At 38.5% G+C, this 19,089-nt stretch carries 9 protein-coding genes; 3 read left to right on the forward strand and 6 right to left on the reverse strand.

What is annotated here, in order from left to right; all coding sequences use genetic code 11:
- The coding region (locus tag ACYVFA_RS08175; protein WP_460471326.1) for a collagen-binding domain-containing protein at nt 1-8,817 on the reverse strand (8,817 nt) is incomplete at its 3' end.
- 79 nt (nt 8,818-8,896) lie between these two features.
- Nucleotides 8,897-10,261, reverse strand: coding sequence for a vanadium-dependent haloperoxidase (locus ACYVFA_RS08180; RefSeq protein ID WP_460471327.1), 1,365 nt, complete (start codon nt 10,259-10,261; stop codon nt 8,897-8,899).
- 794 nt (nt 10,262-11,055) lie between these two features.
- On the opposite strand from ACYVFA_RS08180, the gene argH reads away from it, so the two are divergent.
- Nucleotides 11,056-12,414 (forward strand): argininosuccinate lyase, encoded by a 1,359-nt coding sequence (gene argH, locus ACYVFA_RS08185; RefSeq protein WP_460471328.1) that lies wholly within the window; start codon nt 11,056-11,058, stop codon nt 12,412-12,414.
- Nucleotides 12,415-12,495: 81 nt separating this feature from the next.
- Here argH and ACYVFA_RS08190 read toward each other — a convergent pair whose 3' ends face one another.
- Nucleotides 12,496-13,575: a glycoside hydrolase family 130 protein gene (locus tag ACYVFA_RS08190; RefSeq protein ID WP_460471329.1), complete on the reverse strand. Its 1,080-nt coding sequence runs from the start codon at nt 13,573-13,575 to the stop codon at nt 12,496-12,498.
- 89 nt (nt 13,576-13,664) lie between these two features.
- On the opposite strand from ACYVFA_RS08190, the gene ACYVFA_RS08195 reads away from it, so the two are divergent.
- Complete coding sequence (locus tag ACYVFA_RS08195; RefSeq protein WP_460471330.1) at nt 13,665-14,453, forward strand: cyanophycinase; 789 nt, start codon at nt 13,665-13,667, stop codon at nt 14,451-14,453.
- Between the two features lie 70 nt (nt 14,454-14,523).
- A complete protein-coding gene (locus tag ACYVFA_RS08200; protein ID WP_460471331.1) occupies nt 14,524-15,729 on the forward strand; it encodes an AIR synthase family protein in 1,206 nt (401 codons plus the stop codon).
- An 83-nt stretch (nt 15,730-15,812) separates the two neighbouring features.
- Here ACYVFA_RS08200 and ACYVFA_RS08205 read toward each other — a convergent pair whose 3' ends face one another.
- The 3 genes from ACYVFA_RS08205 to ACYVFA_RS08215 form a co-directional block, all read right to left on the reverse strand.
- Nucleotides 15,813-17,012, reverse strand: a complete 1,200-nt coding sequence (locus ACYVFA_RS08205; protein WP_460471332.1) for a serine hydrolase domain-containing protein — start codon at nt 17,010-17,012, stop codon at nt 15,813-15,815.
- Between the two features lie 289 nt (nt 17,013-17,301).
- Complete coding sequence (locus tag ACYVFA_RS08210; RefSeq protein ID WP_460471333.1) at nt 17,302-18,744, reverse strand: RNA polymerase sigma factor; 1,443 nt, start codon at nt 18,742-18,744, stop codon at nt 17,302-17,304.
- 78 nt (nt 18,745-18,822) lie between these two features.
- Nucleotides 18,823-19,029 (reverse strand): hypothetical protein, encoded by a 207-nt coding sequence (locus ACYVFA_RS08215; RefSeq protein ID WP_460471334.1) that lies wholly within the window; start codon nt 19,027-19,029, stop codon nt 18,823-18,825.
- Between the last annotated feature and the right edge of the window lie 60 nt (nt 19,030-19,089).

Raw genomic sequence — 19,089 nt, forward strand, 5'->3', positions numbered from 1 at the left:
CGCATCCGTTACCGTTACGGTATAAGTGCCTGCACCCAAGCCAGTGATTTCAGCGGTTGTACCGCCATTCGACCATTGGTAAGTATAACCTGGCGTACCGCCACTTACTGTGATACTTGCTTTACCTGTTTTGTCTCCGAAACATTTGATGTCTGTCTTATCTGTTGTCGCCGTTAAAGGTGCTTGTGGTTGTGTAATTACAGTACTTGCAGTTGCCGTACAGTTATGTGAATCCTTTATTGTAACTATATATGTCCCCGCAACAAGTCCTACAGCTTTTTGAGTTGTTTGCTGTAAGGCATCATTCCATTTATAACTATAAACCGGTGAACCACCACTTACATTCGCAGTTGCTGTGCCGGTTTTCTCTCCATAACATTTTACAACCTCAGGAGTAACTGTGACTGTAATTTGAGTTGGTTGGCTTATTGTTACTGTTGCAGTTGCAGAACATCCTCTTGAATCTTTAGCTGTTACAGTATAAGTACCTATTGTTAAACCTGTTGCAGTTGGGGTAATTTGTCCGTTACTCCAGGCATAAGTATAAGCAGGTACTCCATTTGATGCTGTAGCAGTTGCACTACCATCGTTTCCACCGAAACATTTTACATCATTAATATTGCTAACAGTAAGTTTTACCTGACAAATTTCTATTTTCTCAATATCGTGGTCGTCTTCGTCTCCACCATTTTTACCATCTTCATCGACTACATCATTTTTAGGATTAGACTCAGTTCCATTTCCATTAGTTGTATCAGGGGTACTGTCTTTATCTGGTTGATTTAAATCATTTTTAGTTGAACTAATTTCAGCTGTATTGATTGCTTCTTTACCTGTAAAGTCAGCTTTAAGTCTCAATGTAATATTTACTGAAGTAGATGCTCCTGGTGCTAATGTTGCAATTGGCGTTGTAAGCGTTGCCATTGTTGCAGAATTAGATGTCCATGCTGCATCTGCTAATTCCATTCCTACCGGAATATAATCAGTAACTATAGTATTTTTTGCTGTTAATGTTCCCTGATTATATACAGTTATTGTATATTTAACTAAATCCCCCGGATTTACTACATATGCCTGACCAACAGCCAATTTTTTATCTAAGGCTAAGTCAAAAGTTTGAGTAATTGTAACACTTGCAGGGTCAGCATCATCTTCATCCTTCGTTACATCTGTGCCATCTGGTGTACCTGTACCATCTCCATTGTTCTGACTATTGTCTGTGAAGTCTGTTATATCATCTACTTTACCACCCGCATCATTACCTACCGTTTGATCTGGTTTGCTGTCTTTATCTACATAGCTATCGCCTGTTGATGAAATCTCTGCTCTGTTGACAATCTTCGTCCCCTCAAACGTACTCTTCACTTTCAATTTGATTGTCACACTTGTCTCTGCTCCTGCTGCCAAACTCGCTATCGGTGTCTTCAATGTCGCTAAATTGCCCGCCAGGTTCCAGTTTGTATCATTCAACGTCATGTCTGTTGGTACATAATCTGTCACCTGAATATTAGTTGCTCCGATTGTTCCCTGATTCTTCACCTTGATTGTGAAAGTCACATCACTACCTGGTGCTATTGCTCCTGTGGTAGTCAACACTTTCACCAAAGCTAAATCGTAGGTCTGTATCTGTACTGACGCAGGGTCTTCATCATCTTCATCTGTCAATGGATCATTTCCACCTACTGTTCCTGTGCCATCACCATCCATTGCATTATCTGCCGGGGTATCCACTGCTCCTCCTTTATCGTTACCTAAAATCGCATCAGGGGTACTATCTTTGTCTGGTTTATTCAGACTATTATTCGCAGATGTAATCTCTGCACGATTAACTAACTTTTGGCCTTGTACCGTTGGTGTATTGTCTACTTTCAGAATGATTGTAGTCGTTGCGGTTCCACCATTCTTCGCAATCGTGCCCGGTAAAGTCTTCTGTGCCGGACTGCCTGTCCAACTTGCATCATTCAGACTCATACCTGCTGGTATGTAATCCGAGATTTTTACATTCGTCGCGTCCAAAGTCCCCTGATTCTTCACTGTAATCACAAACGTTACATTATCCCCAGGTTTCACCGGTGTACTCGTTTGCAATTCTTTCTTCAAGGCTAAATCAAACTCCTGTTTCACTGATACTGAGGCAGGGTCTTCATCATCTTCATCCGTTGCCGGATCTGTGCCGCCTACTGCTCCCGTTCCATTACCATTATTCTGGTTGTTATCTGTAAAGTCAGCTGCACTATCTTCTTTACCGCCTTTATCATTACCTAATACTGAATCCGGTGTACTGTCTTTATCAGGTTGATTTAAGGCATTCGTCGCTGAACTGATTTCTGATCGGTTAACTAATTTCTCTCCTTCATAATCAGCATTTACTTTCAAGGTAATCGCTAATGTGCTCGTTGCTCCCGGTAATAAGTTGGTAATCGTTGTATTGGTGGCTGTGCTGCCTGAACTTGTCCAACCAGGACTTGCTACAAAACTCATTCCTGCTGGTATGTAATCAGTAACCGTAACTGTTTGAGCTGTTAAAGTACCTTGGTTTTTCACCTCAATTACATAGTTCACATTATCACCCTGTTTCACAATTGTTGCCTGACCCCTAGCTAATTTCTTAATTAAGGCTAAATCAAACGTCTGAGTGATGGTCACTTTTGCAGGGTCAGCATCATCTTCATCAGTTGCTGCGTTTGTATCTAAAGGTGTTCCTGTACCATTCCCATTTACTGCATCATCAGAAGGTGAATCTTCTTTTCCACCTGCATCATTGCCTACAATTGTATCAGGAGTACTGTCTTTATCATTTAATGATTTATCATTTGAAGCTGAACTAATCTCTGCTCTGTTTACGATACTTGCACCTTCGTAATTACTATTAATTGTAAAAGTAATATTGATAGTGGTTGAAGCACCAGGTGCAAGACTTGCAATGGCAGTATTATTGGTTGTCTGACCACCAGCCGGTGAAGACCAGTTAGCATCATTCAATGTTAAGCCTGTTGGGATATAATCAGTTACTTTAATATTTTTTGCTGTAACTGTTCCCTGATTAATTACTGCGATATTGAATGTAACAGGGTCACCCGGTTTATAAGCAATTGCTGTATTACTTAATTTTTTGGTTAAGGCTAAGTCAAATACGCAATCCTGCGGTGTTAGTGTAACCGATGTTGTTGCAATACAACCGTTCTTATCTGTTACTGTTACTGTATAAACACCCTCTCCTTTTCCTGTAAGGTCCTCAGTTGTTTCAGTAGTAGACCATTTATAGGTATATGGTGTAGTACCACCTGTTACTGTAAGATCTATTGAACCATTTGTTTTTTCACAATTCGGATTAACTTTAGTAGCAGTAGCTACCAGTTTTTCAGGTTGTGTAATAGTGATAGTTGCTGTAGCAGTACAACCTTTGCTATCTTTTACAGTAATTGTATAAGTATTAGGTGCTAATCCAGTGAAGACATTAGAAGCTGCCGGAGTAGAAGTAAAGGTTGTGCCATTGATACTGAATGTATATTGTGCAGTTCCACCTTGTGCGGTAGCTGTTATTGTACCATCATTTTTACCATTACAGCTTATATCAGTTTTTGCAAGTGTAACTGTTGGTGCCGGTATTACTTTAACTGTAATATCCGCACTTGATTTACATAAACCTGTTCCACAAGTAGCGGTATAAGTAGTCGTAATAAGCGGATTTACAACAATTGAATTTCCGGTTTTGTTAATTCCTCCACCTGTCCAGGTTACTGTTGAAGTACATCCACTTGCAGTTAGCGTTACTGGTGAACCCGCGCATATATCTACACAACTCGTTCCCCAATCAATACTAGAATTGAATTTGTGATAATGTACTTCTCCACCATTCATGATAAATGATTTTGCAATCACTTGTCCATCAATATTCGAACTGCTATTTTTAGTAACATCTGCATTCGGAGCAAACAATGTTCCTTTCATAGTGGCGCTCGAACCTGAAACAGTCAGGTTAGTAGCATTATAGAAATTCCAGATAATGAATTGTCCCTGAGAATCGCCAATACCAGAGATATTTGGTAAATTCAAGGTAAAGCTTCCAGACGCATTTACATTAATCACTAAAGTTTTACTTGCATCCGGAGTAGTATTAAATACTATAGTTGAGTAAGCATTTAATTGTGCACCTGTAAGGTTCCAAACATTAGTACCTGCCTGAAGTGTCAATTTAGGCTGTGTAGTATTGCCAGGATCAAATGTTGGTGTAACATTCGCAGTAAAGCCACTCATTGAAGTCGCTGAATTTCTCAAAGAGGTGAATGCTGTACCGAAGTTAATGGTTCCACATCCGTTTTGCCATGTACCTGCAGCCTGAGAAGTATTTATGTTGATTGCTGGTGTTTGGTTAAAGCTTCCAGCAGTAATGCGTGAATTTCCGCCATTAGCAAAGAATGCTGAGCCATTAATATCACACACTTTGGCAAATCCGCCACCATTCACATTCACACCATTACCTGAAGTATATATAATTCTACCTGCCGAATAAATATAGGTAAGATCTCCTCCAACTGTTGGTTTACTTGAATAACCATTTGGATTTTCTCCTGTAATATTAGTTGTACCCTTCAGCTCTATCGTAGTTCCTGACGCGATACCTGAATGAATATCACCCGATGTCAATACGATTCCTCCCTCAGTAAATATATTGAAATTCAATGCAGGTGCAGTAGGGTTTGCAGAAGTAGCTGAGGTAGTACAAGCCGATGATGTTACCATAATCGGATCGGTATTCGTCACATTTACTGTAGCTGTAGCCGGGTCACTTGTACAAGTCGTAGTAGTAGAAGTACAGGTAGCTGAATAAGTTGTTGTAGTTGTTGGGAAAACTGTGATAGCACTTGTTGTTTGGCCATTTGACCAAAGCAGTGTTCCACTACAACCAGTAGCGGTTATAGTCACGCTTTCACCTAAACAAATTGAAGGATTGTTTGGTGTAAGTGTAGGTTTAGCTGGTAATTGATTAACATTAACTGTTCCGGTAGCTGTTGCTTTACAACCTGTTGCAGTAATAGTACAAGTAGCAGTATAGTTTGTTGTCGCAGTCGGACTAACTGTAAGGATTGATCCGGTAGCGCCTGTATTCCATGATACTGTTCCAGTACAAGTACTAGCTGTTAAAGTTGCACTCTGTCCTACACATATGGTTTTAGTATCAACACTAATAGTAGGATTCGGATTAACAGTCAGTTTACCTGTTGCTGTATTAGTACATGATTGGCCATTGGATGTGATAGTACAAGTAGCTGTATAAGAATAAGTTCCTTGCGAAGTTTTAGTAACTTTTATTGATGAGCCGCTTGCACCAGTGTCCCATGTGATAGTACCTCCTGAACACCCACTTGCAGTTAATGTTGCTTCTACATTTACACAAGTTGTTTGATCTTGTACACTAATTTGTGGTTTGCTATTCATGGTGACTACTACCTTATCGGTAGCAGTACATGATTGACCATTGGTTGTTAATGTACAGGTAGCTTCATAAGTACCTGCTGCATTTACAGATAGAGATGATCCACTTGGCGTTCCACCTCCAGTCCACGTTACAGTGCCAGTGCATCCGGTTGCTTTTAATGTTCCTGCTACACCTTCGCAGATGGTTAAATCATCTACATTAACTGTTGGTTTTGGTGCAGTGGTTACAGTACCCGTTGCTTGTGCAGTACACCCATTGGTGGCTGTACATGTAACCGTATAACTTGTAGTACCCTGAGCTGTTGGTTTAACCGAGAACGTGTTTCCATTTGCAGTACCACCTGACGGCCAGCTCACAGTACCTGAACATCCACTTGCTACCAGTTGTGCTGTTTCGCCTAAACAAATTTTAGCACTGGTAACAGAGATTGCCGGGCTTGGTTTGGCAGTTAAGGTTACCGACAGGTTCTTGGTACAAGTACTGGCATTTTTATCTCTTATATATATAGTATAAGTACCTGCTGGTAATGTAAATATATTTGAGGTCTGCCAGTCAGTATTGTTTTTACTATATTCGTAGCTTCCGCTTCCGCCAGTCGCTGTTACAGTTACTGTTCCATTAGTTTGTCCACATTCAATATCTGTTTTAGTTAATGAACCATCCACTGCTGCATCATAACAAGTTGTAAGACTAACGTTATCAAATTTCAAAGCATTGTTTTTGGCATGAGCATATATTCTTACCTTATTAGTGTTTGCCGGTGCCAACATTGAAATCGGAGTAATGGCTGTAAGGTTCGAACCATTATAGGAAATGTTTTCTATTCCTATTGTTTTTGTAGAAGTGCCTAGTGCAGTAGCTCCATTGTAAAATACAAAGTATAACTCTGCTGTCGAATTAGCTATTCCGTGAGAAGCAGCAATAGCATTCAACGTATAGGTTTTGCCTGCAACGGCATCTAGTTCCTGATATGCATAACTATCTGTGCTACTATTACTATTATTAAGAATAGCAAAAAAACCAGTAGGGTTATTACCAGTGCCAATTTCGAATGTCCCACTTTGCTTAACCCAGTTGCTTATGTCTCCTGCTGAAGTACCGAAATCAGGTACCTTAACAAAGTTATTTGATACACAAACACAAGGCACACACTTTAAGGTAATCTGTATATTCTTCTTACAAGCACTTGATGAGGTGTTTTTATCTCTTACATATATAGTATAGGTAGTACTATTAGTAGCTGCTGTTAAACCTGTAAATATATTTGATGCTTGCCAGATCGAATTATCTTTGCTATATTCATATTCTCCACTTCCACCAGTAGCTGTTACTGTTATCGAGCCAGTGCTTTGGTCACAGATAGGATCGGCTTTAGCCGCTAAGTTAAGAGCGATTGGATCATAACATCTGCTTAATACTAGATTATCAAACTTGAGTGCCCTTCCTTTACAATAGCCAACAACTCGTATTTTAGTTGCATTGGCAGGTATCGAATAAGTAATATTAAATGGTATTAAGCCTGTAGCATCAATGTTAGTTACTACATCAAATTTAGAGGATGTTCCTACAAGCGTACTACCATTGTAAGCTTCTAAATAAATCTGTGCAATATTACTTTCTGGTCTATTATGTGAAGCTGCTTCACCAGAAAGTGTGTAGGCTTTACCTCCCTCTACACCATCCGTAATATCTTGATAAACTTTAAAAGGCCCAACCTCATCGTTAATATTTAAAACTCCATAACCACTGAGAACGCCAAAACTACTACCTGAAGGATCCTTTGTCCAACCATTGGTATTACCTGATGCAAAATCACCATTGCTTACAAAGTTGTTTGAGATACAGTTGGTACAGCAATTGGCCGATGGGGTTGTGAAAGTAATATCATTATAACAGGCATCTTTACCACCCCATACACGTATAGTATATTGAGTATTTGGTTTTAAGCCAGTAAAAGTGATAGTTGTATAACCCGACTGTAATGTTTTATTTGAACCTGCTCCGTAGATTGGTGTTGTGCCATAAGTTGCGCCCTGATTAATGTCTGCTTTTATAATAGAAGAAGAACTATAGGTTAAACCTGTAACGGTAACACTTCCATTATTTTTGGCTGTTCCACCATTACAAGTACCTCCACTCATTACCAGATCATCAAGTTTAAGGGCAGGGGCAGTACAATCACATTTAAAGTTACCACAAACGAATGTAATTGATTTGCCGGATACTCCAGCCTGATATTGTATGTAAGTTGAGAATCCGTTTGATGTATTAGCGCTTAAGGAACTATAATCAATTTTAGTAACACAGTCTCCTGAGAAAGTCGTCACGTAAATATCGCCTCCAGGACCAAATGCTATGTCAAATGGATTTACGTCTCCTTCATTTGCATTTCCATCACTTACAGTTGGTTTTTTAAAATAATAGGTAGTTGTGCTAGCTACTGATCCATTTGTATTTAAAGTATATTTTACTAAACGGTCAGCCTGATTATTATTATTAGCTAATACTGCCCAAATATTGCTATCAGTATCAAATGTAATACCTCTATAATAAAATCCAGACGGAGCTGTTGTTATTCTTGTGCTTGTGCCCGAAAGATCAGCGTTAAGCATTTCAATTGTACTTGTTCCATTACCAAACTGCCAGTTTGTAGTGAAGAATACCTTACCAGAAGTCGGACGAACCGCTACACCCCAGAATTCTTTTGCCGAAGTGTTATTTGCATTAGCTTTAGAAAAAGAAGAAACAACTGTTCTTGATGAGGTACTTATTCTAAAAACTTTATTATAACTAGTTACATATAAATAGGCATAATCTGCCGAAAGGGTAGCATCTAATAAATCTTCACCCGAAATAGTTATAGGTGTTTCAAAAGAAGCTGTATTATAGTTATAAATTCGTATTTGACCTTGATTACAACAAGTAGCTATATAAGCTATATTTTTAGTTGGGTCTACACACATTCCTTCTCCACCACCACTTTCAAACTTACAGTTGAGTAAACCAGTACTAGCTCCGAATTGATATACATCGGTGCGGGCTACTTGTGTACTTCCTGAAGAAACTAATTCTCCAACCAACATATAATATTTATCACAGTTGAGCGGAGCATTTTGAGCTTCTGCTATTGAGGTATTGAACCATGAGAATAATACAGCCATAAAAGCTGCCAAATATCTCCCTGTTACCAGACGAGCCGCCCGAGCTTTATTAACTTGGGATGTATCGCCAGATACAGAAGCTAATATTGGCTCATAAGGCAAGCCATTTAGCTTTTTAGGTAATAATAGGTGGAATAAAGTGATTAGCAAAGTATTTGCCTTTCTGAATATGAAAGTTCTGCTAACACCTGTGAACCAAGATGTAAAATTTCTCATGGTAATTGTAATTGTTACACTCAATAGTTATTAATATAAAAAGACCTTTGACGGTCGAATTATTCACTTTAAAGTAAATTTAGCTTTGCCAAGACAAAGCATTGACATTATTGCCAATTTTAGTTCCTTCTTTTAAACCTACTTCATTATCATGGCAGGTATGAATGCCTCCATACATCCGGGCATCCGCCGTCTCAATGGCTACCTGCCAGAATGAACTGAATTTCCGGGCTTTGTATTCTACCACACGTTCTGTATCCATTGGTCTGCCTACGTGAGAATCATCTACCAATTTGAAATGGTCGCCATACAGATCTGCTAATACTGTGGCTGTTGCTGCTGCCTGTGCTGCATGCCCTGAATAAAACGCCGGGAAAGGAGGTTCAGGCCAGTATAAATCCCAAAGGGTGGCGATATTGTAAAAGATAAAAAACCACGGACGTTGCGCATGGTAGTAGTACTTGCATTTCCAGCAGTTAATAAAAGCATCAGCTACCGCCATCCCTACCTTTGCGTATGTCTGCGTAGCCTTGAAAAAATCTGCCTTCGCCGTAACAATAGTAATGGTTGCTAAATTATAAGAATGCCCCGGAGGTGAGAAGGTTTCAGAAGGATCATCGCCCCACCAGTTAGCAATTTCTTTTTGCTCCTGAGTCAGCGTACTTCTCATTTTATATACTTCATACATCTGACTATAGTAATCAGAATCTTTCAGGTAACTATAAGGAATTTTTTTAGGAATTTCCAATTGACCGTTGGCAGAAATGAAGGTACGATTTTTACCCCAGTAAGGATGTAGAGGTAGGGCTACAGGAGCCTGTCCTTTAGGTGGTGCTTGCCAGGATCCATCAACTTTAGGTAAAGAATAAGTACTATCAAAGTTACGTTTGTAACCTTGATAACCTCCATCTATTTTCGACCATTCAAAAATAGCCTTAGCGATTTCCTGACCATATCTGGCAGAACGCTCAGCTACTTCTTTATCAGGCTCTGTTTTATAGATAGCATTCTCCAACGAATCAATACTGGTTTTGTTTGCAGCAGAAGTTTGTTCGTATAACTGTTTGAGCAGATAAGATTGTCCTGCGTTAAGTGATATTTCCCAGTTGTATTTAAGAGTAGCATCTGGTTGTGGCAAATTAGCCAAGCCATTCAACTGGCCTGCTAATGATTTATAGACTGTATTACCATGTACAACACATTCGTACATGGTTAGTCCCATATAACCTAGTGAACGAGAACCATAAGTAGGTGAACCTCCCTGCGTGCCTTTCAGGATTTTCAATGTCATTTTGCTCCATTTTACCGGAACCTCTGCGGTCAATACTCTCTTCCCTGATTTTTGCTGATTTCCATCATTCGCACGAATAGTTGCATAAGCCATTACCATAGCTGTGGTAACAAGCAATTGCATCAAAAGGCGTGATAAAGGTTTAATCTTCATTTTAAATAGTATATCTCAAAATTTGCCGCTAGGCAGTCACTCAATAATTTTTAATTCAACAGCACGAAAAATGCTATATCTCAAAGAGATTAATTCATTTTCATAAATTGAATTACCATTGGAAGACTACTACGAGTACAAAGGCTTTGAAAAGCAATTTGCGAAGAAACTTTAGCAGAAAAAACACGATTATCTGACGGTATCAACCCAGCTAAAAACCATACAGTTTCAAGCTTTGTGATTGACAGAAATCTGAAAGCAGAAGAAACAGATGCCAAGCATCTACCTGAAAAGGTATAACTTTTCTTCATCGTGTAAAATTGTAAAGGTTCACTCAATAGTAAAAATGTATCTGGAATTCAAAAATATAAAATCAGTATTCTTTCTTATATGGCAATAAGACGATAATAATTGGGAAACGTCACAAATGCAGGCTCACTCAGGCAATTATTATTTTTCACTTTTTGATGTTCTGAAATAACTCAGCAAATAATATTATTAAACGGCGTAATATGGCATAGTATTTGTACCACTAAATGTGGCATTTAACTAAATCCGTGCCAAAATATTATTTTACTGGCTTTATTTCCAGTATGTACAAAAACCCTCTGAAATAGCAGCTTTTCACTCAACAAAACCAATCTACATTTGGAATCATACAGTCATTGTCTTATAAATAGTGCAAAAATCGTGCTAAAAATGTTGCACAAGTAAGTGTTTATTAAAAACTTATAAAATTTTATTCCCAGTAATTTTCATCTCCTATATTTGTGTTCAAATCAAACACGTACGTTGTGAAACTCTGGCAAAAGGAAAGCAGTAAAAATACTTCAGAAAATAATGTAATTGAAAACTTTACGGTTGGGCACGACCGTGAGATGGATTTATACCTGGCTGAGTTTGATGTACTCGGCTCCATGGCACATGCCATCATGTTAGAATCAATTGGCTTACTCGAAGCCGATGAGTTAGGGAGTCTATTAAAACAATGCCGAAAGATATACAATGATATTATAAATGACAAGTTTTCGATTGAGAAAAATATCGAAGATGTACACTCTCAGGTAGAATGGCTATTGACTCAGGCATTAGGCGATGCAGGTAAAAAAATCCACAGCGGACGCTCTCGTAATGATCAAGTATTGGTAGACTTAAAACTATTCATGCGCCATCAGGTGCGAACTATTGTTCAGAAGATCGAATTGGTTTTCAGAAACCTGATTGAAAAGAGTGAAATACATAGGAATGATTTGCTACCCGGTTACACGCACCTGCAAATTGCCATGCCGTCTTCTTTCGGGCTTTGGTTTGGTGCCTATGCCGAAAGTCTGGTAGACGATGTGAATATCTTGCAGGGCGCTTACAAAGTTGTCAATAAAAATCCTTTAGGGTCTGGAGCTGGTTACGGTAGTTCTTTCCCACTAAACCGGACATTGACGACAGAGCTTCTAGGTTTTGACGACCTCAATTATAATGTAGTATATGCGCAGATGACCAGAGGTAAAACTGAATATGTGGTTCTCTCGGCATTGACTTCATTAGCCACTACCCTATCGCGTATGGCAATGGATATTTGCCTGTATAATTCACAGAATTTCGGATTCCTGACTTTACCTGACGATTTCACTACGGGCAGCAGTATCATGCCTCACAAAAAGAATCCTGATGTAGCTGAATTGTTAAGGGCAAAAGCTAATCGCTTGAAAGGTTTACCTACCGAACTGGCTTTTGTAACAAGCAACCTACCAAGTGGGTATCACAGAGATATGCAGATTCTGAAAGAAATTCTGATGCCTGCATTTGATCAGATAATCGAGTGTCTTGATATTACGGCCATGATGTTACCAAATATTCAGGTGAAAGAAGATTTGCTGGCAGATAAAAAATATGACCCGATTTTCTCTGTTGAAAGAGTGAACGAATTGGTGATTCAAGGCTTACCTTTCAGAGATGCTTATCTACAGGTAAAAGATGAGATTTTCGGAGGCACTTACGAAGCCTCTAGAGAATTGAATCATACCTTAGAGGGAAGTATAGGCAATCTATGCAATGGTGAAATTGTGCAAATGATGAACGACGTGATTAAAAGCTTTGAGTTCGAAAAAATAGATGCAGCTTTTGAGAAATTGTTGAATTGGGGAGATGAAGGATAAATCAGCGACAGCATACTTAATAATATATAAGGGGAATTTTGTTCAGAATTCCCCTTATATATTATAAGTTATATAGTCCGATTACTTTTTATCGCTGACAGCTACTGCAATTTTTGAATCGGCTGTGCCATAGTATAAAAACCAACGGTCTTTAAAGTTTACCAGACCCTCCACAAAAACCACGTTATTTACCTGTCCGGTTAATTCATAAGGTTTATCAGGCTCAAAGAAAAAGGTTTTAGAACGGTCAATGACTTTTGTTGGGTCATTTTTATCAAACAATACCTGTCCGGCTCTGTAAGCATTCTTGGTATCAGTGGCTTTATTCTGAAAACCTTTGTTGGCGCTATTATATATTAATAGGATACCCTTATCTGTGATAAATGCCGCCGGGCCAGACTCTACCAGCCAGCTATCAAAATTATCTTCTCTTGGTTTTACGATTGGCTTAGGTTTTCCATCCTCTCCCTCCAGAGGTGCCCAATCTGTCAGGTTATCTGAACTCGCTAAGAAAAGGTTAGTATCACCAAAATACATCCAGTATTTACCATTGATTTTTTTGGCGATAAATTTCTCGTTTACTTTCTCGCAGATAATCGCCCCTGATTTCGACCATAGACTTTCATACTTGGCATCTTTGAAAGCTAAGCCTTCTTTTTTCCATGTTTGTAAATCAGGCGATGAGGCTACACATAAGCGGGCAGTCTTGCCATCGTATGCAGTATAGGTCAATATATATTTACCATCAGGACTTGCCACCAGACGTGGGTCTTCACAACCTCCCGGGTACTCATACTTCTTCATGAAATCTTCTGACGGATAAAATACAGGCTTAGGCTGACGTACGAAATGAATACCGTCTTCGCTCACAGCCAAACCCAGGCGAGAAGTACCATCTACTACTTTCAGTGTATCTTCTGCTCTATATAATAAGTACACTTTTCCATCCTTTATTACTGCCGATGGGTTATAAACATCTTTTGCTTCCCAGTTAATGGTTCTTTTCAAAATAGGATCATCAAAAGTGGTGGTATCATTCGCACTTAAAACAGGATTGTCGGCATCTTGTTTAACAAAAGGTGTGAGTTGCCAGTCTTGTTGTTCAGTTTTATTTTCGCACGCGGCTAGAGAGATAGAAAGAATGAAAAGGTATTTTTTCATAGATTTGTATTTTCGGTGAATAGAATTAAAATAAGTAATTAGTGTTGTATCCTTCATCCAAATATATAGACAATCTTAATAAATCTAAAATGCTACGATTAATCTTTCTCTTTTTCATACTATTAAGTACTTCTGTAATTGCGCAAGAACGTTTAATAATGATTGGCGGCGGTAAACGCACACCCGATGTGCTCACGAAATTCATAGAGTTAAGCGGTAAAGAGAATGGCAAAATCCTGGTGATTCCATGGGCAAGTGGTGTACAGGATGAAAGCTTTGATGCCTTTAATAAAGATATTGCAGCACTTTCAAAAATTAAGGTCGAAAAGGCTTCTTTATCTCCTCTAACACCTGACACAAAAGCTATCTTTCTGAATCAGTTGAAATCGGCCACAGGTGTATTTTTTTGTGGTGGAGATCAGACCCGAATCATGGCAGTTTTACAGGATGAAGAATTATTCAATGCTCTGCACACTCAATATAAAAACAAAGTAGTATTTGCCGGAACAAGTGCAGGGACAGCAATCATGAGCCAGAAGATGATTACAGGAGAGGGTGATTTTAAAGTGATCGACGGCTCGAAAGTAGAAATCAAAAAAGGGTTAGGATTAATGACCAACATTATTGTCGACCAGCATTTTATTAAACGCCAGAGACAAAATCGTCTGATTGGCTTAATCTTGCAGAATCCTGAATTATTAGGTGTTGGTATAGATGAAAATACAGCCTTTTATGTAGAAGGCAATAAGATAGCAGAAGTAATGGGAGAAAGTCAGGTAATGATTTTTGAGGCGCAAAAGAATCGTAATGAAATGAAATTTCTGATTCTGGAAAAAGGCGAGAAATTTGACTTAGAAAAACGGAAACGTGTAAAATAGCTTAAGCATTCAATTTATTTCGGCACACAAAGACATTTTTCCGTACCTTTGCACCAAAAACCAATTATAGATGAGTACCGACCGTTATATGCAACGCGGTGTTTCTGCCGCCAAAGAAGATGTTCACAAAGCGATTGAAAAGCTTGACAAAGGTTTATTCCCGAAGGCTTTCTGCAAAATCTCACCTGATACTTTGGGTGGAGATGCCGAGTACTGTAACATCATGCACGCAGACGGCGCGGGCACAAAAACTTCTCTGGCTTATTTATATTGGAAAGAAACCGGAGATTTATCAGTCTGGAGAGGTATTGCGCAGGACTCTATCGTCATGAATACCGATGATTTACTGTGTGTAGGTTCGGTTGGGCCAATGCTGATTTCTTCAAGTATTGATAGAAACAAAAACAAGATTCCGGGAGAGGTCATTGCTGAAATTATCAATGGTACAGAGGAATGTTTAGAAATGCTTCGTAGCCATGGCATTGAAATATATAGCACAGGTGGCGAAACAGCTGACGTAGGTGATTTGGTAAGAACAATTGCCGTTAACAGCACGCTTATTGCCCGCATGAAAAGAGCCGATGTGATTTCTAACGACCGCATAGAGGCAGGCGATGTAATTGTAGGCTTAGCATCTTATGGGCAAGCGACTTATGAAAAACAATACAATGGCGGTATGGGTAGCAATGGATTGACTTCTGCCCGTCATGATGTATTGGATAAGATCTACGCCGAAAAATACCCTGAAAGTTTCGATGGAGATATTGATTTCTCATTGATATACAGTGGCAAAAAATCATTGACTGATGAAACAGCCACAGAAGCATATAATGCCACACTCAACAAAGAAACCCTAGATAAATTGCCAGATGTGGGTAAACTCATCTTATCCCCTACCCGCACCTATGCTCCGGTAGTCAAGGTATTTTTAGATGAGCTTCGTCCGCATATTCACGGCATGGTGCATTGTAGTGGTGGTGCTCAAACCAAGGTTTTGCATTTTATTGACAAACTCCATGTCATTAAAGATAACCTGTTCCCGATTCCGCCATTGTTTAAAATGATTCATGAACAAAGCGGTACCAGTTGGCAGGAAATGTATAAGGTATTTAATATGGGGCATCGTTTGGAAGTATACCTTCCACAACAATATGCCCAACGCATTATCGAAATCGCTCAGTCTTTTAATATTGATGCGCAGATTATTGGCCGCGTAGAATCGTCTGAAACCAAACAAGTAACTATTAAAAGCGAGTTTGGCGAATTTGTTTATTAAAGCCAGCAATCAATCATATTTTAGCGCCTGTTTAAATAATATTTTCATGAAGATACTATTTAAACAGGCGCTAAGTCTTTATTTTACTTCATATATATCTTCTTAACAATATCTGCTGTTCCACCGGCTTCACTATTCTGAAATGTGATTACGCCGGTTTTATCAATTGGATTGAATAAAAGAGAAGTAGCAATACCTGGGTCGCCACCACCATGCCCCCATAACGAAATAGTTTTTTCAGGTAGCTTATATTCAGTTTTTGCCCAACATAAACCTCTCCTATTATTGCCCTCAATTTGCAAGGTAAGCATTTTTGAAACAGTACTTTCGTTCAGAATTCTTTCGCCATTTAGTTGCCCCTTATTCATCATGGCTCTTAAGAAATAAGATAATTCTCTTATACTTGTTCTGACAAGTCCATCAGGATAATTAGGGAAACTATAGAGACAATGAGCCACAAGACTACCTTCTTTCAACTCAGGATTTTTTGGAAATAATGCCTTATTCTCCAATAGTTCATTTCTATTCTCTTTGGTAACAAAAGCATAGGGGATGATATAATTACTTGTATCTACTTCACTCAGCATCCATCCGGTTTTGTCCATGCCAAGAGGTTTGAAGATGAATTCTCTGCAATAGATATTCAATGGTTGCTTAGAGACCTTTTCTACAATAAGACCTAAAAGTCCGAAACCAATATTTGAATATTTTTCTTTCTCTCCCGGTGCGAAATCATGGAAATTATCTCCGTTGCTAAAGAGCTTACCTTTTTCGTTAAGATTATCATATATCCAGTCATGAAGGCTAATCGTCGGGTCTCCGCAGGCATAACTGTGATTATAGGATTCTCCATCACGGATAGATGAAGTATGTGTTAATAACTGAAAAATAGTAATTGGCTTATCTGGAAATTTCGGGTTTCTCAAGGTAAAACCTACATAATCATTTACATCTGCTTCTAATTTTATCTTCCCTTTCTCCCACAGTTGCATAATTGCCGTAGCAGTAAATGTCTTTGATATAGAACCTATATTCATAATCCCATCAATACTCATAGGCGTTTTCTTGTCAATATTAGCTTGACCGTAGGCTTTTGACCAGATAATTCTATCATTTTCTACCTTGCAAGCAGCAAAGCCCGGAATCTTTTTCTCAGTCATAAAACTCACGATTGAGCTATCTAAATGACTTCCCTGCGAGAAGCCCATGGATTGAACCAGCAAAAATAAGATAGCGCATTGCCCTAAAAGACCTGTAATTGAGTGCTGAACTCTAAAATGCATATCGTTATTATTGAGTTTATATTTTAAAAAATGGTATTTAACTCATTGAGTGAAATTAAAAATATATTATCCCTACGGAGACGCCCAGTCGGCATACAGAGATTCGGAAATTCAGATTCTTACTACCGCGCGGCGGCCGCCGATATACCTTCCCTAACGGGACTAAAAATATCCCATAGGGATGTTATATCGGTAGAGAAAACAGCTAAATTAACTCTTAAGTCACGTAGAGACGGTATATTAAAAATCTTTGTATACAATTTCACCCAACGAGTTAGTACTTAATTTATCAAAGCTTTACTATTTCAACCGCCCCCTTTTTTCCTTTATCTCCATATTTTTGGATGGATTGTTGGATACTTAATGATTTTACAGAATAGTCTCCGCTTGAAAGTTTTATATCTTTATCAAAAGGCACCTCTTCTCCATCAATCAATAAGTAATATACTTCACCTAAAAAAGAAACAGTGCCTGTTGCATTAAATTTATCCTTTCCAAATTTTGCTCTCATACCGATACCCTTCATAGAAACATTATGATCTTTGGATGACCACAATATTTTTGAAGCATTGAAAACGCCCTCTCCTTCTTTTCTTTTTAAAACAAAATCATTTTCTTGGGGTAGCTGTTGCAATTGAATCTTAGGGAGTTTCAAACCCGATCCGAATTTAATTTCCTGATTTTTTGAAGAATCAAACCCCATACTGGCAGCGCCTGCCAATAATAATGCGCCTACTGTGTTTAACCTTTTCATATCTGTGCTTTTTAAATTGTTTTCATCAGCTATGATGGGATTATTGGCAATAGTTGCACTTAAAGAATCACTATTTTTTGATGTATTGAGTTTACCTACATGATTATCTATAAAAATACCCGTACTATCCTGATTATCGGAATTTGCCACCCTCTCTGCTACGAATTCAGTAGGTTTTACATAGTTTGCTATCTCTTTATCAGCCTCAGTCTTCGGTTCTTGTTCTAATAAGATAAGCACTGTAAATAAACCTACTGCCACACTTCCTAAGGCAATACCCGCATTAATAAAATTTTTTGAAACAAGTGGATGAGGGTTAAATTTTGGCAGGGTGATAGTCGGAGAATCGCTTGTATCAATCGTCAACAAATGGGTTGGCTCTATTTCAAAATCCAGAAATGCCTTTTGATAAGTCTTATCTATATTCCAGCGTTTGAATGGCAAGAACAAAGCCCATACTGTCTGTTTCTTATCTTTTTTCTCCAATAATATCTTTCTGATTTTCTTTCTCGCCCTTGCCAGATGCGATTTTGAAGTATTTTCGTTGATACCTAACTCCTGCGCTATTTCTGCATGACTGAATTTATCAATTACATATAAATTGAATACCATTTTATGATGCTCTGGCAATTGATTAATGGCATCTAATAATTCTGCCTCGCTGAAATCCATAGTCAACATTTCTTCATGCGTTTCCATATTTTCATTTTCATATTGCATCCATTCATTATGATATTCCTTTTTCTTCTGTTCTCTTAAATATTGTAAGGCTTCATTTACGGCTATCTTTCTGAGCCAGGCATCAAAATGCCCTTCACCTTTATAAGTTGACGATTTATCAATAGCGTTCAGAAATGCATCATGTGCCAAATCCTCGGCAATCTGCTTATCTCGCACATAGCGATAGCAAATGCCAAGCATTTTACCAATGTTTTGTTTATAGGCAGTTTCCCAGAAATTCTGCGTTGGTTCGGTCATTTTAGATTTTGCTTTACGCTATGATGCACAAAACTGAAAAGGTGACAGTTGATTTATAGTTTTTTTATAAATGCTGACTCACACCCGGAAACCATTTCTATCCTCATCCAAAAAGGTAGTCACCGTAGCGTCTACCTTTTCCGATACTTTTTGAGTGGCTGGGACTCGGAAAACATTATTATACTCATTCAAAAAGGTTCTCACCATATAGGCAACTTTTTTTGATTCTACTTCAGGTACAGAATCAATGATGCCTCTGCTACTTGTATTCAATTTCTTTACCATGTCAATTTTGTTTTGGGGACGGCCAGTTGTGGACCACTAGCCATTCCTTAAATTTCCTAC

The sequence above is a fragment of the Emticicia fontis genome, from assembly GCF_054779675.1.